This window comes from Pseudoalteromonas sp. APC 3250 (assembly GCF_030407915.1).
Classification (GTDB): domain Bacteria; phylum Pseudomonadota; class Gammaproteobacteria; order Enterobacterales; family Alteromonadaceae; genus Pseudoalteromonas; species Pseudoalteromonas tetraodonis.
On the sequence record NZ_JASDCM010000003.1, the window covers coordinates 129,006 to 143,781 of the forward strand.

At 39.9% G+C, this 14,776-nt stretch carries 12 protein-coding genes; 2 read left to right on the forward strand and 10 right to left on the reverse strand.

What is annotated here, in order from left to right; translation table 11 throughout:
• Positions 1 to 2 precede the first annotated feature (2 nt).
• Complete coding sequence (locus QL986_RS04515) at positions 3 to 1,532, reverse strand: deoxyribodipyrimidine photo-lyase (RefSeq protein WP_290191262.1); 1,530 nt, start codon at positions 1,530 to 1,532, stop codon at positions 3 to 5.
• Between the two features lie 102 nt (positions 1,533 to 1,634).
• On the opposite strand from QL986_RS04515, the gene QL986_RS04520 reads away from it, so the two are divergent.
• The gene (locus QL986_RS04520; protein ID WP_290191263.1) at positions 1,635 to 2,243 is read left to right on the forward strand and encodes a flavin reductase family protein; all 609 of its coding nucleotides are present in this window, start codon (positions 1,635 to 1,637) and stop codon (positions 2,241 to 2,243) included.
• 18 nt (positions 2,244 to 2,261) lie between these two features.
• On the opposite strand, the gene QL986_RS04525 is transcribed toward QL986_RS04520, so the two are convergent.
• The 6 genes from QL986_RS04525 to QL986_RS04550 all read right to left on the reverse strand — a co-directional run bounded on the left by QL986_RS04525 (position 2,262) and on the right by QL986_RS04550 (position 10,619).
• Complete coding sequence (locus tag QL986_RS04525) at positions 2,262 to 3,563, reverse strand: MFS transporter (RefSeq protein ID WP_290191264.1); 1,302 nt, start codon at positions 3,561 to 3,563, stop codon at positions 2,262 to 2,264.
• A 67-nt stretch (positions 3,564 to 3,630) separates the two neighbouring features.
• Entirely contained in the window at positions 3,631 to 6,936 is a 3,306-nt protein-coding gene (locus tag QL986_RS04530; RefSeq protein WP_290191265.1) for a PAS domain S-box protein, read from the reverse strand.
• Entirely contained in the window at positions 6,936 to 8,174 is a 1,239-nt protein-coding gene (locus QL986_RS04535) for an ABC transporter substrate-binding protein (protein WP_036956826.1), read from the reverse strand. Before QL986_RS04535 ends, QL986_RS04530 begins: the two co-directional genes overlap by 1 nt.
• A gap of 179 nt (positions 8,175 to 8,353) precedes the next feature.
• Positions 8,354 to 9,196 (reverse strand): glutathione-dependent disulfide-bond oxidoreductase, encoded by an 843-nt coding sequence (yghU, locus tag QL986_RS04540; protein ID WP_036956827.1) that lies wholly within the window; start codon positions 9,194 to 9,196, stop codon positions 8,354 to 8,356.
• 18 nt (positions 9,197 to 9,214) lie between these two features.
• Positions 9,215 to 9,820, reverse strand: coding sequence for a rhomboid family intramembrane serine protease (locus QL986_RS04545; protein ID WP_036956828.1), 606 nt, complete (start codon positions 9,818 to 9,820; stop codon positions 9,215 to 9,217).
• Between the two features lie 115 nt (positions 9,821 to 9,935).
• Positions 9,936 to 10,619 carry a type 1 glutamine amidotransferase domain-containing protein gene (locus QL986_RS04550; RefSeq protein ID WP_036956829.1) on the reverse strand — a complete coding sequence of 228 codons (684 nt, stop codon included), beginning with the start codon at positions 10,617 to 10,619 and terminating at the stop codon, positions 9,936 to 9,938.
• 156 nt (positions 10,620 to 10,775) lie between these two features.
• On the opposite strand from QL986_RS04550, the gene QL986_RS04555 reads away from it, so the two are divergent.
• Positions 10,776 to 11,693: a LysR family transcriptional regulator gene (locus tag QL986_RS04555; RefSeq protein WP_033103835.1), complete on the forward strand. Its 918-nt coding sequence runs from the start codon at positions 10,776 to 10,778 to the stop codon at positions 11,691 to 11,693.
• Positions 11,694 to 11,699: 6 nt separating this feature from the next.
• Here QL986_RS04555 and QL986_RS04560 read toward each other — a convergent pair whose 3' ends face one another.
• The 3 genes from QL986_RS04560 to QL986_RS04570 all read right to left on the reverse strand — a co-directional run bounded on the left by QL986_RS04560 (position 11,700) and on the right by QL986_RS04570 (position 14,755).
• On the reverse strand, positions 11,700 to 12,434 hold the full coding sequence (locus QL986_RS04560) for a dienelactone hydrolase family protein (RefSeq protein ID WP_028835409.1): 735 nt from the start codon (positions 12,432 to 12,434) through the stop codon (positions 11,700 to 11,702).
• Between the two features lie 71 nt (positions 12,435 to 12,505).
• Entirely contained in the window at positions 12,506 to 13,831 is a 1,326-nt protein-coding gene (locus QL986_RS04565; protein WP_290191266.1) for a glycerophosphodiester phosphodiesterase family protein, read from the reverse strand.
• Between the two features lie 69 nt (positions 13,832 to 13,900).
• Positions 13,901 to 14,755, reverse strand: coding sequence for a DMT family transporter (locus QL986_RS04570; RefSeq protein ID WP_290191267.1), 855 nt, complete (start codon positions 14,753 to 14,755; stop codon positions 13,901 to 13,903).
• Positions 14,756 to 14,776 lie beyond the last annotated feature (21 nt).

A 14,776-nucleotide genomic window follows, 5' to 3' on the forward strand; every position in this document is an offset into this window, starting at 1 on the left:
AATTAGGTGTTCTCTTTATTGCTGTTACTGCGAGTTTTGCGTTTTACACGGGTGATTTTTTGAGTCGGAGCTACGTGTTTTTTAAGAATTTTACCTATGGCGCGTTTTACATCGGGCCGCTCTCGGTATTGCCATAGCCGTTCGCGGGCTTCTTTTGAGGCGGTGGTTAAATCAAGCATCGGCTCAGGGTAGTCTTCACCTAGTTTAAAGTCGTTAAATAGCGCTTCCATGGGCGTTTGCTCCCAAGGTTGATGTAAATATTCAATGGGGAGCTTTTCAAGTTCAGGGCACCATTTTTTTATAAACGCACCGGTTGGGTCTTGATCCTCCGATTGCTTTATTGGGTTGTAATGACGAATAGTATTAATACCGGTGACAGAGGCTTGCATTTGAATTTGTGGGTAATGAATTCCCGGTTCAAAGTCTAAAAAGTAATTAGCCAGCGGAAAACTTGCTTGTTGCCAGCTGATGTTTAAATGATGCGTTACAAAGCTAACTAGCATAGCGCGCATTCTAAAATTAATATAACCGGTGGCTTTTAAACAGCGTATGCAGGCATCAATAATAGGAATACCAGTTTGCCCCTGTGCCCAGCGTTCAATATCGCTAGTAACCTGGGCGTCATCACGATACGGAAATGCATGGTAACCCGGATTTAGCGCTTTAAATTCCATGGTGCATTCGCTTTCAAACTTTTGCATAAAATGGCAATGCCAATGCAAGCGCGATACAAACGCGGCAAGTGGGCGCTTCCAGCCTTTTTTATCAGCAGAAGTGCTATGGTATGCGTCAATCGCCATTTGATACACTTGCCTCAGGCTGATATTTCCCCACGCTAAATAGGGCGATAACCTAGAGCAATGCGTACGGCTTAAGCTTGGGCTGGATATTCCTTTTTGATAACTCTTACCGCGTTCAGCAAAAAAGCTTTGCATTACTTCACGGGCAAGTCGAGGGCCCCCGTGCTGAAAATGTTCATTATCTTGCGTGTAGGCGCTCGGCAGTATAGGTGCTTGATAATCAGTAAGGGTAAGTGGTTTTATTTGCTTCCAATTAGGTATAGCAATAGGTGCTTGCATGGTTTGTTGCCAGCGCTCGTTCCAATTACTGCGATTTCTTTTGCCACGTATCACAGCCCCCGTTGGCGACTCTAACCAGTTAATGTGATGGTGTTGGCACCAGGCTTTAATTGCTATGTCACGCTCAAAGGTATTGTTTAGCCCTATTTCTTGGTGGCTAAAGAGGTTTGTGATTTCAAACTGCGAGTGAAGCGATTCAAGCAAGGTTTGCATATCTTCATTAAATATATATACGCGGCTGTTAAAGCGATCCAACTGAGTGTTTAAGTCGCAAATAGATTGATATACAAAGCGCCAATGCCGCTCGTTGTAATGCGCATCGTTAAGCAGTAAAGGTTCGAAATTATAAATTAAGAGGGTAGGCAGGCCGTTACTAAACGCATTTTTTAAAGGCTGATGATCGCTTAGGCGTAAGTCACGTTTAAACCAGACTATGTTTATTTTTATGCGCATGGATTCAATGTATTATTTAAAAATGCTATGAAGTAATTATTTAACTTGTACGCAGCGTAGCGATTTTCCGATTTAGTTTTTTAAGATTAAAAGTGAGAAACCATGTTTTTAGATTTAACCGATAATAGCAATCACTCTGTTTATAGCTACTTAGTGGGCGGTATAAGCCCAAGACCGATTGCGTGGGTAAGTACGTTAAGTGAGGAGGGGGTTGCTAATATTGCGCCTTATTCGTTTTTTACTGTTGCTAGTTGTAACCCGCCGGTTTTAAGCGTCACGCAGGTAAACCCTCGCGATAATGCAAATAAAGATACGTTAAATAATTTACTCGCTACCAAAGAGTGCGTAGTTAATATTGTTAGCCATTCGCTTGTTGATCAAATGAACCAAAGCTGCGCTAACTATCCACGTGACGTGAGTGAATTTGATGCTGCAAATATACAGCGTACCCCCAGCCAATTAGTCAGTGTGCCAAGTGCTGCTGCGTCAAAAGTGCGCTATGAATGTAAGTTGCGAGAGGTGATTACTATTTCAGATGAGCCAAGCGGTGGGCAAATGATGCTGTTAGATGTGGTGGGTATTTTCCTCGACGACACCGTTTTAGTGAACGGATATATTGATCCAACGCGTTTAGATGCGGTGGGTAAAATGGGCGGCGATTATTTTAGTACCACGAAAGACAAATTTGCACTAAAGCGCCCACAGTTATAAAGCAATGTTGGTAACCTATTATTCGGTTTGTGGTAAAAAGAATGCACTTATAGCACCTAAAAAACCAAGGGTGCTGTAAAGTAAAATTAGCTCAGCGGTTGATAAAAAAGCCTCGAGTAAACCTATACTACCCAGAAGTAGTAATAACACCCCAATTACCGTGTTACTTACCGATACATAATCGGTGCGTTTATTGCCCTCAGCCATATCAACAAGGTAAGTTTTTCGCCCTAAACGCACGCCTTGGTGTGCGACTGAGAGTAAAAAATACAATATAGGCATAACCCACCAATTTAGCAGTAGTGCGCTATACCAAGTGGCAATAACAAATACGGCTAAGCCATTAAATGTGACTAATATAGCGCTAAGCACTAAAACACGCTGGCTAGATAAATCACTGAGCCTGCCCCAAATAGGCGCCGAGACTAAACTAGCAAAGCCAGAAACGGCAATAAAAGTGGCAAGCAGAGAAAATTCAAAAGACTGTTTACTGGCTAAAACTATATAAAAAGGGGCACTTAGAGCTGAGCATAAAAGTAGCGCACGGGTAACAACAAAATGGGCAAATTGTTTATCTTTATAAAGCAGCTTAAGTTTAGAAAACGCATGAAGCAAGCCATTTTCACCGCCATCGGTTGCCCCTTTATATTCATTTATTTTGCTGTAAAAAAAAGCCGCGATCACCCACATTATTGCACCGAGTGCTAAGGCTATAATGACGGTGTTTTGATCTTTTTGTTGTGAAAAAAACCACATGAGCAAGCCAAACGTTAAGGTGGCAAAACCGGCAATACTGGCAGCTAAGCCACTAATATTACCGCGCTGTTGCTTAGGAATAACTTTTCCAAGCACATCTTTTGCGGCCACCGAGTTAAACCCTCTAGCTAAGCTAAATAAAATTAATAAACCAATAATGGCGTAACCCGCAAGCTTGCCCTCAAGTGTAAACGCGATACCAACCATAGCCAAAATACATAAAGACTGCACAATAGCGCCAATAACCCACACCCATTTACGAATAGGCAATTGGCGGATAAAGCCAGCAATGGCCAACTGCGGCAGTAGTGAACCCGACTCTCTAATAGGTACTAGCCAAGCAATAAAACTCGCTGGCACGTTTAAGCTTTGCATTAACCACGGCAGCGTTACTTTGGGGTTGAGTAGCGCATCAGCAAACTTACTAAACAGTTGGCTTAGCAGTAAAGTAATAAAATTACCGGGGACTTCTTGGCATGCGTTATCGTCAATGGCCTTACACGCGCGAGCATCTTCTTCGTTATTTAAGCGTTTATAAATTTGCTCTTTTGTTAGTTTTTTCACACTATTTTACCGCTGTATAAGTACAAATATTTATATATATTAAGATGATATGGTTAACATATCTACTTTACTCATTGTTTTTAAGCTCATATGGCAACCATTTTAGGAGTTTTTTAAATAATATGTCTTGCGCAATGGGCTTAGAAATATAGTCGTTCATTCCAACCTGTAAGCACTTAGCTTTATCGCCCACCATAGCGTTTGCTGTCATAGCAATAATAGTAATTGGAGGATTTTTACTTCCAGCTTCATTTACTCTTATATGGGTTGTGGCTTGGTAACCATCCATCACTGGCATTTGGCAATCCATTAAAATGAGTGAGTACGGGTTATGGGAAGTTGTTTGTTTTAAATATTCGAGCGCGTGCTGGCCATTTTCTGCAATATCAATGCTATTAATTCCTATCTTTTTAAGCGTGGTAGAGGCGACGATTTGATTAATGTTGTTATCTTCAACCAGTAAAATACGAATACTTTTGTCCCACACAATATCATCGCTCGACAAAGGCAGAGTGTCAGATAAATCCTCAGTAATGAGGCTGCTATTACTTTGCTGTTTATCGCTAAAGCAGGTCGATAGCATCTTAAAAAGATTTTGTGTGATTATGGGCTTTGTAACAATGGCTGAAAACCGAGGCGCTTGATATAAATCGCGCTGTTTATTTAGCTCACTCGTGGTCATTAAAACAACATGCGCAGCCATAAGATCTACTTCTTTATCAAGGGTTTTACTTAAGGTTAAAGCATCGCCGTCACTTAGCTGCATATCAATCATAATTAAATCAAAACAAAGGTTTTGTTTTTCGATATATTGCTGACATATTTGCACAGCCTGCTTTGCGGATGGGCTGATTACGGCTGTTGCTCTCCATTTAGTAAACTGCTTGTGTAAAATAGAAGATTGAGTTTGATTGCTGCACACAATTAAAATATTTAACGATGACATATCTACAGGAGGTAATACTTTTTGTGGGTTTTTACTGCGTTTTAGAACAACATTAAAGCTAAAGTTACTGCCCTTATTTTCTTTAGATTGTACCTGTATATCACCTTCCATTAGGTGGCATAACTTTTTAACAATCGCTAAGCCTAAGCCCGTGCCTCCATATTTTCGTGTTGTTGAAGAGTCAACTTGAGAGAATGATTTAAATAGCTTGGCTTGTTGGGCTGCAGAAATACCAATGCCAGAGTCTATTACTTGGCAGTTAAAACGCATTTGATTATTGTTAATCGGTGTGAGTTTAGCAATAACTTGCACTTCGCCTTTATGAGTAAATTTAAGCGCATTATTTACTAAGTTTGTTAAAATTTGTTTGAGGCGTCCGGCGTCACCAATGACAAAAGCGTATTCAAGATGCTCTATATCTAGCATTAACGGAATATTTTTACTGTGGGCATGAATTGCTATTGTTTCGATAAAATCGTCGAGCATGTTACAAAGGTTAAACTCTAACTCCTCAAGCTCAAGCTTACCGGCATCCACTTTTGAAAAGTCTAAAATATCGTTAATAATATTTAATAAGGAGTTTGCACTATTGAGTGCAATGCTTACCTGATGGTGTTGTTTTTCATTTAATGAGCTATCTAAAATCAAATTAAGCATGCCTAATACGCCATTCATAGGCGTGCGAATTTCATGACTCATTGCTGCTAAAAACTCGCTTTTGGCAATGTTAGCCTGTTCAGCCGAAGCTTTTGCTTCAATTAATAATTGATTCGCTGCTTTTTGCTCAGTGATATCTTGCTGAATTCCCACATAAGCTGTGAGTTGTTGCTGCTCGTTAAAAACAGGCGAGATTTGTAGGCTATTCCAAAATTCCGTGCCATCTTTTTTATAATTTAGTATTTCTATACGTTGAGTTTTTAATGTTTTTATTGCATTAGTAATAATATCTATTGCGTTCTTATCGGTGTTTGGCCCTTGAAGTAAGCTGCAATTTATTCCTAGCATTTCCTCTTTACTATAGCCTGTTATTTTTTCAAATTCAGAGTTTAAAAAGACTAAAGGAAAGCCTTGCACACTCGCATCGGCTATAGAAATACCCACATTACACGATTCGATTGCCTGCGCTAATAAATCATTTTGCTCTTTTGCTTGTTTTAATGCTTTTTGAGAACGTTTTTGCTCAGTAATGTCAGTTACAGAGCCTGCCATTCTAATTGCTTTATTATGCTCATTGCGCAGTGCCATCCCTTTTACTGTAAAATAACGATAAGCGCCTGATTTAGTCTTTAATCTATAATCGTAATTAAAGGGAATGTTGCTAATTAAGTGATTTGCTATTTGCTTTTTATGCTTGGTTATATCATCAGGGTGAAGTAACTTATAAAGTGCATCAGCACAGTGAGGCAAAGCGTTTTTATCGTTTTCGTCGTAGCCAAGCAATACGCTAATACGGGGAGAAAAATATACTTCATTTGTAACAATATCCCAATCCCAAATACCATCATTACTGCCCTTAACCGCCAGTTCGTAACGCGCTTCACTTTGCTTTATAGCTTCTCTTGAGGATTCTAAAAGCTTAAACGGGTTTAGTAGTAAGTGCCGACCAAATACAAACAGGAATAACGACGATAAAGCCATACTTACAATAATTGATATAGCAATATCGATTATGAAGCGAGTAGTTTTAGCAGCAATTAAATTGGCAGTAATGTAGTAGTTTAATGTTATATCTGTATTGCCAATGAGGTTTTGGTTAATACTGACATACTCGTCACCTTGATTTAAATTAGAATAATAAACCCATGGGCCTGCTAAAGTCAGTCCATGGCTTTCACGGTCAAAGTCGGTCGGTAGTAACTGGGTCATTGGCGTATTAAATTGCACCATAAGCACGCCCTCAGTAAAGTTATTATATTTTATAGGCACCGCAATGGTGAATAGGTCGGTATTGGTTGGCTTATTTAATATCACCGCCTTTTCTGTTTGCTCTTCAAGTAAGCTATTTATCCATGGTTGCTCAATTATACTCAGCTCGTTAAGCGAAGGGTCGTTACTAAAAACCACCTCTTTTAATACGTTTATAATCGTTATTTTTTCGGTGCTACCCATTATTTTATATTGAAAAAGGTAATCTTGGAGTAGCGCTTTTGAGGTGTCTGAACCCATTATGGCGTTAGATAAAATAGGTTGACGAGCAAGGTCATTAAGAATTTGTGTTCTTGTTTCTAAAAATAGTGTGAGGTAGCTGGTGGTGAGTTTAGATTCAATCTCAAGACTTTTACTTTGCAAATCATAGATAGCTGTATTTGCACGATGACCAACAAACAGTAAAGAAATAGTCACTGATAATATTAAGCTCAATGCTAAAAAAGTATAAAAAGCATTATTTGTTGAGAGCTTAAATTTTTTATTTATTAATGCTCGCATTACTCAATATTGCCTATTGGGTTTTCGATAATGTGTATTTTTCCATCTGGCTGATAATTTGCCATGCATAAATCGTCAAAACCAAGTGCTTCGTGGGCATCAATATTATTAGCTGACCACACAGCAAAAGGACGTTGGTATTGTTTTATTAAGCCATTAACTGGCATGGTTAAGTTCTCAAGCGCATTTTTAATTTTTGCTCTGTTGTGCTCTGTATTATCGGTTAAAGTTATTTGTGATATGCCCTGTAACAATAGTTTTGTTAAGTCGTAGGCATGAATAAATCCAGCCGGAGAAATTAACTCAGTGGGTGCTACAGGGGTAGGCTTGAGGGATAAGCTTTGTGCTATAACATTTTTAGTTAAAGCGGTTTGCGGCGTTTTTAAAAATGAAAAACAGCTTTGTATAAAATGTAAGCTCAAGTTTGATTTTATGGCTTGCTCAACGTTGGCAAAAATACCCCCACCCGTTATTCCCCAATGACTAACAATAGGAAGGCGTTCATTTTTGGCAAAACTTGCCATCGCATTTATAAATACAGCCCCCTCAATGGCATTTCCAACAAATAAAATACACTCTGCAGGTGTATTTTTTATTTGATGTAGCATTAATTTGGCGTTATTTATTTTTGTGTTCCAGTTAAACCATTTTACTTGTGGTTTTATATCACCAAAGGCCTTAAGCATGGTGTTGTTGTTTGATTTTCCCCATGGCGTGTCTTCTAAAAGTAAGAGCGGATTTTTGCAATTTAGAGTTTGCGTTGCAAATTGGGCCATTCTATAACCGGCTTTTGTATCATCTACCGAGAGCCTAAATACCCAGTTATCATCGCTAGGGTATCGGGTAATAGACCCTCCGGCAGCCCAAGGCAGTAGTAGTAATAGTTTGTTTTTATTGATGAACTCTCTATTTTTTATATAGGGCGGGGAGTGCAATCCACCAATAAAAACCAGTGCATTGGGGTCTTTTAGAAACTGCTGCATGTGCAATAAGCTGCGATTCGCATTACCTCGGTTGTCTTTTTCAATCAGTGTGAGCTGATAATCTTGCACGTTATTATTAATCTCTGCTAAAGCAGTCAGCACCCCCATCTTCATTGCATAGGCCGATTCGTAATGGTTTGAATAGTCTGAGTCATGGTAGAGCGTTAATGTTTTCAGATCTTCGCTGCGTGCACTTAAAGGAAATGCTGCAATATAAAGTACACTTAAGAGGAGTACACAAACCAAAGATCGCATAATAAACTTTATGTTAGTAATTTTTATTAAAGTTAGTCCATTTTGGCGTGTTTTCCTGTTTTAAAAGGAAATTATTTAATTTTTTATAAAATATGAAACTGAAATATGATTCAGTATTTTTTTAATAATGGACATAAAAAAGCCAGCTAAGCAGCTGGCTTATTGAACTGTTTTGACTTTTATTTAAAGTCTTGGGCCGTGTGGCGCTCTGCCATTTGCTCTTCTTCCGGGCCCCACGTACGATTAACGCGACGACCTCGTTTTACGCCTGGGCGTGCAGCCACTTGTTTAGCCCAACGAACCACATGGGTATAAGATGCAACATCTAAAAACTCTGCCGCGTCGTATAGGTCACCTAAAACCAGTGAGCCATACCACGGCCAAATAGCAATGTCGGCAATTGAATATTCACTGCCTGCCATGTATTCATTGTCACTTAAATGGCGGTTTAGTACATCAAGCTGGCGCTTAGTTTCCATGGTAAAGCGGTCAATCGGGTATTGCATTTTACTCGGTGCATAACTGTAAAAGTGGCCAAACCCACCGCCTAAGTAAGGTGCTGAGCCCATTTGCCAAAATAGCCAGTTACGACACTCTGTTTTGGCTTTGAGATCGTTAGGAATAAAGGCATCAAATTTTTCGCCTAAGTATTGTAAAATAGCACCTGACTCAAATATGCGTGTTGGCGGTATGGTTGAATGATCCATCAGCGCGGGTATTTTTGAGTTCGGGTTGATATCAACAAAGTCAGAGCCAAACTGATCGCCTTCACCAATATTAATTAAATACGCATCGTATTCGGCATCGGTTAAGCCAAGCTCTAAAAGCTCTTCAAACATAATACTAACTTTTTGGCCATTGGGTGTTGCCAGCGAATAAAGCTGAAATAGATGTTCGCCAATCGGTAATGTTTTGTCATGAGTAGCGCCTGCAATGGGGCGATTTATACTAGCAAATTTACCACCACTTTCATTGTCCCATGTCCATACTTTAGGCGGGATGTATTTGTTGTTTTCACTCATAAATAACCTCTATCTTTATTAAACGCGTGTTTTAGTTGTTGCTTGCTGATTTTTTAATTTATCTGCTTTTGCTAGTTTATAACCTAAAAACAATCCACTTAATGCACCAAAAAAATGGCTCTCAAACGAGATATGAAAACGCTGCGGTAATACGCCCCAGATAAAGCCACTGTATAAAAATGCTACGATAACAGCGATAAAAATCGATTTAAATGAACGTCTTACAATGCCATAGCATAAAATAAAGCCCCACAAACCATAGATGACACCGCTTAGACCCACATGAATATTACTGCGGGCAAACATCCAAACTAATAAGCCACCTACTAAAGCGGTGAATATAAATACACTATAAAAGCGCTGTACGCTGTACTGGCAAACTAACCAGCTTAATACAGCAAATGGCAACATATTACTGGCAAAATGCCACCAGCTACCGTGTAAAAAGGGAGCACAAAGAATACCAACCAACCCTTGAATACTTCTGGGATAAATACCTAAACCGTTTAAATTAATGCCAGGTAGGCTATTAATAAGCTGCAATACAAAACAAATAATAATAATGCTAAAAATAGCAAAACGGGTACTGGTAATAAGTGAAAGCGTGTTTGGTTTAGTGGCCATAGTGTGATCCTAATTTACCGAAAGTGTTGCCAGTATAGGAATTGTATAAGGTAATGAAAAGCAATTAAAAAAGCACAGCATAAAATGCTGTGCTGATTTGAGTTGTTGGCTGCTATTAACCTAGTTTAGTTAATAGCTTTTTAGCTGCAAGTTCTGAGCTTGCTGGGTTTTGACCGGTGATCAATAAACCATCTTCTAGAGCAAGTACGCCCCAGTCATCGGTTTTTTGGTAATCGCCACCTTTTTTGATAAGTTCGTCTTCAACTAAAAATGGAACTATGTCAGTAAGTTGTACAGCAGCTTCTTCGCTGTTAGTAAAGCCCGTTACTTTTTTACCGGCGACTAATGCATTGCCATCAGCGTCTTTAACATTTAAAAATACCGCACTTGCATGACACACGCCAGCGACTGGTTTTTGCTCTTTAATAAAGCTTTCAATGAGCGATACAGAATCGGTGTTATCGACTAAATCCCATAAAGGGCCGTGACCACCAGGGTAAAATACGGCGTCGTAATCAGAAGAGTTTACTTCGCTTAAAACCTTGGTATTTGCCATCAGTGTTTGTGCACCACTGTCTGCATCGTAACGTTTGGTTGCCTCAGTTTGAAAATCATCAAGTGTACTAGTTGGGTCAATCGGTGGCTGACCGCCGTTTGGAGAAGCCAATGTTACTTCAATACCTGCATCAACAAATGCGTAATAAGGGGCTGCAAATTCTTCTACCCAAAAACCAGTTTTTTCGCCTGTGTTACCAAGCTCTGCATGTGATGTAAGAACCATTAGTATTTTTTTAGCCATGTAAGGTATTCCTTATGATGATTTAAATTAATTAATCTTGCTTGGTAAATACTATATGCACTAAGAGAGCTTTAAACAACGATGATAAATTTAACTTAATTGATTCAATAATTGATACAATAAGAGGGTTGAAGTTAAAACCGCATTGGAGCACCTATGAAAGTCTCGTTTGAACAGTTAAAAAGCATGGTGGTATTTGCACAAATTGTAGAGCAGGGCAGCTTAACTGCAGCGGCAAAACAATTAGGGCTGACCCGTGCCGTAGCGAGTTATCACTTAAAAAAATTAGAAACACAGCTCGAAGTGACGCTACTTAACCGTTCTACCCGCACTATGGCGTTAACCGAAGCCGGAATGGCCTATTATGAGCGTTGCCGTGTTATTACAGAGCAAGCTAATGCCGCTAATCAGCAAATAGAAAATATAAAAAGTGAACCTCAAGGGCTATTAAAAATAAGTTGCCCAGTAAATGTAGGGATGCAGTTAATTGTACCGGCAATAAATACCTTTAAACGTCAGTACCCTAAAATTGATATAGATTTACAGCTAACTGATGATGTGGTGGATATTATTAAGCACGGGTTTGATTTTGCAATTAGAGGGGTTGCACTGCGCGATTCGAACTTACAAGCCACTAAGCTCACCACTATGAGTACCTGTATTTGTGGTGCGCCCGATTATTTTGCGCATTTTGGTAAACCCACTACACCCGATGAGTTGGCAAAGCATCAATGGGTGGTTTATCAATTAGGCAGTAAAACGCTGACCTTACAAAAAGAAGGAAAAAAGGTCGATATTACAATGCAAGGTAGTTTAAGCACCAATAACGCTGCTGCACGCACTGCGTTTGTAGAGGCGGGGCATGGTATTGGTCGTATTCCACTTTATGATGCATGGCCAAAAGTACAAGCGGGTTTGCTGCAAATTATACTCGATGATTATAAAAGCAAAGACATTGAGCTTTATGGGGTGTTCCCGCCTGGGGCGGCGGGCTCTAAAAAACTGCGTTTGTTTATTGATTATTTAAAAGCGTATTTTGTAAAGCAACATACCGCATTAGGTATGCTTAAATAATAGCGCTTAAAGCACTCGGTTAAACAAAGCAACGGCTTGCTGATACATGGTGATAGCAAGTGCTGCATCGTACCGCTCGCCTTCATCACGCATAAAGGCATGTTGCGCGTTCACTTCTTGCCATTGGTAATTAATACCCGTACTAACCGCTTGTTGATAAATTTTGTCGCGACCTTGTTGTGGCACATGAGGGTCTTGTTTTCCCCAAATAAAGTGGATTTCACCTTGTATATCGGCCATACGTTCAAATGAATTATTCCCTTTTTGTGCGGGAAGTGTATCGCTATGAATATCAGTGGCATATAAGCAAAAAGCAGCTTTTATTGCGGGGTTTAATGCGGCCCTATACGCTAAATGCCCACCAATACAAACACCCATTGCACCCACAGAGCCAGTACAGTAATCGTGTGTTTGCACAAAGTCGATTAACGCTTGGGTATCGCTGTCGTGAGATTCAAGCGGTTTTGCCCATTTATCGTTATTGCCTTTATCTTTACCCGCATCATCATAAGCAAGCACTGTCCCGATAGGGTTAAGCTCATGAAATACTTCTGGCACAAGTACCACAAAACCATGACTTGCTAAAATAGCGGCGCTGCGAGCAATAGGCGCGGTTTGCTGAAAAATCTCAGAGTAAAAAATAATGGCTGGGAATTGCCCGTGAGCGTGTGGGCGATAAACCGTAGTGCGCATTAACCCCGTTGGGGTAGGCAAGTCAGCATGGTGATGTTGGATGATCATAAAAGTGCTCAGTTAAATAATATATAAAATATATGGTAACTGAGCGCGATAAAATAAACACGCCTTAAAGTTTAAATACTTGCAGGCATGTTATTACAACTAGCATAGTAACTTACGGTTGCAGGCCAATCGGAAAAGATACCCATTACACCTACGTCTTGCGCTAACACATCAACCACAGTGAACATATCGCCATCGTTATCTATAACATCACTAATTGACTGATAATAATAACCGCCACCTTGATTTAGAGGGCCTGAGCGCTCAAGACTCCATGCAATGATATTAAGCCCCGCGGCTTTAGCGTCAATGGCATACTGTGAGGGGACAATATTACTGTTGTTATCTATGCTTAATAGCATCCATATGGGTGGCGCAATAATTTTAACGCCGTCGTTTACGAGCTCTGCCATAGATGGCTGCCATGTTGCAGCGTTGTTTGGATCAAACCCTGCATTGCTGTCGCGCCCATCTAAATAGACACTCTGCGCTGCAAATTCAGGATTAGTATTAATCCAATATTCTACGTCGGCTAAATTAAATGATTGCGGATACACTCGCGAGGCGGGTACATCCATTTGCGTGTATTCATCCAGCATTTTTTGTGCGTATTGCGTTTGGGTCATACCGTTAAAAGGCATACTTACTTGAGGGGATTTAAGCTCTGGGGTCATTTTTACTCCCAGCTCTTTAAAGAGTGCAATACTTTGTTTGTGGGTCATGAGTGTACCAGAGGTGGCGTATAAGTCAGTGCGCCAACTGGGTGTACCTTTCATGTAATCGCTAACATTGGTGGCACTGGTGTTTGCGCCATCCATCTTGCCCTCAAGAGTTAAAAATTCTGCCAAACTAATATCACTGGTACAACATTTAGCTGAAGCAGGCGTGCCACTGTTAGAGTTTGCTGGGGTAAATGGCTCACTACATTTAGCAGCCAATGTTGGAATGGCTAAAATATTGGTGGTGGTGTGCAAGTCGCACTGAGAATGACGACATACTAGCTCTTTATCATTGGTAAAGGTTACATCGCATTCGACAACACCTGCTCCCATGCGAGCGGCTGCAATATAAGATTCTTTAGTGTGTTCTGGGTATTGCATTGGAGCACCGCGGTGACCAATTGAAAAATCAGTACGATAAAAAGGACCATCCTTGCACGATTCTAATTTTGTTTTTAGTGCGCTGCTAGCCATATCGTCAACTAGGTAGTCTGGGCGAGTACCTAGTTGAATATTAGTGCCTTGTGCTACTTCAACAATAACCGGGGTAGGTACTTCAACAATTTCAACGTCAGTGTTGGTAACAACCACTTCTTTTTCGACTATTTTTACATCGTCATCACAGCCAGTAAGTGAGCTTAATAATAAAAAAGTTGTTAGAAAAGGTATGCGCTTCATTATTTGTCCTTAAAAATAAAAGTGGACGCTACCTTACTAATTATTAATGACAATTTCACTACAGAGTGATTAATTTGCTGATTTAGTCATTATTTGGTTTACCACTAAGGCAACCAGCATCACTCCCCCGCCAATGCTTAATCTAAGTAGGTCAGCGTCTCGATTCCAAATAAGCACATTAACAATTATACCGGCAGGAATAAGTAAGTTGTTCATCACCGCCAGCGCACCAACATTGACAAGCGTCGTGCCTTTATTCCACATAAAGTAGCCTAAACCAGAGGCCACAATACCTAAATAAATCAGTATACTCCATTGAGTTGAGGTACTTGGTAATTTGTTAAGATCACCAAATAAGGCGTAACAGGCGCTTGCAACAATTAGTGCGCCAATAAAAAACCAACCAAATACGGTTTTATCATCGAGTTGTTTATTAAGCATTAATCGTTTGTAGGTTACTTGGCCGATGGCAAAACTAATATTAGCGCCTTGAACCAGTAATAATCCGACTAAAAAGTTACTGTCTAAGTTTTCATAACGAATGGTAATAGCCCCTAACACGGCAATAAACGCGACGATAAAAAACTGCGGATTAAACTGTTTATTTAGCGCATCGTTTAAAAGCGTAATGTAAAGCGGGGTCATTACAGTAAATAATAGCACTTCAGGCACACTTAAAAACAAAAATGAGTGGTAATAAAAGCCATACATAACCCCCAGTTGCAGTGCGCCTATCAGCATGAGTTTACATGCAAGCGGGGTGGGGATTTTCTTTAAAAAAGGCAAAAATACTAACGCTGCTAAAGCCACACGAATTAGCACACTAAACCACGCATCAACTTGGCCTGCTAAATACACACCAATTAAACTAAACGAAAACGCCCAAAGAAGGGTAACTGCAAATAAATAGCCCATAACACTCATCTTGTCTTAAGTAAGGGTGTC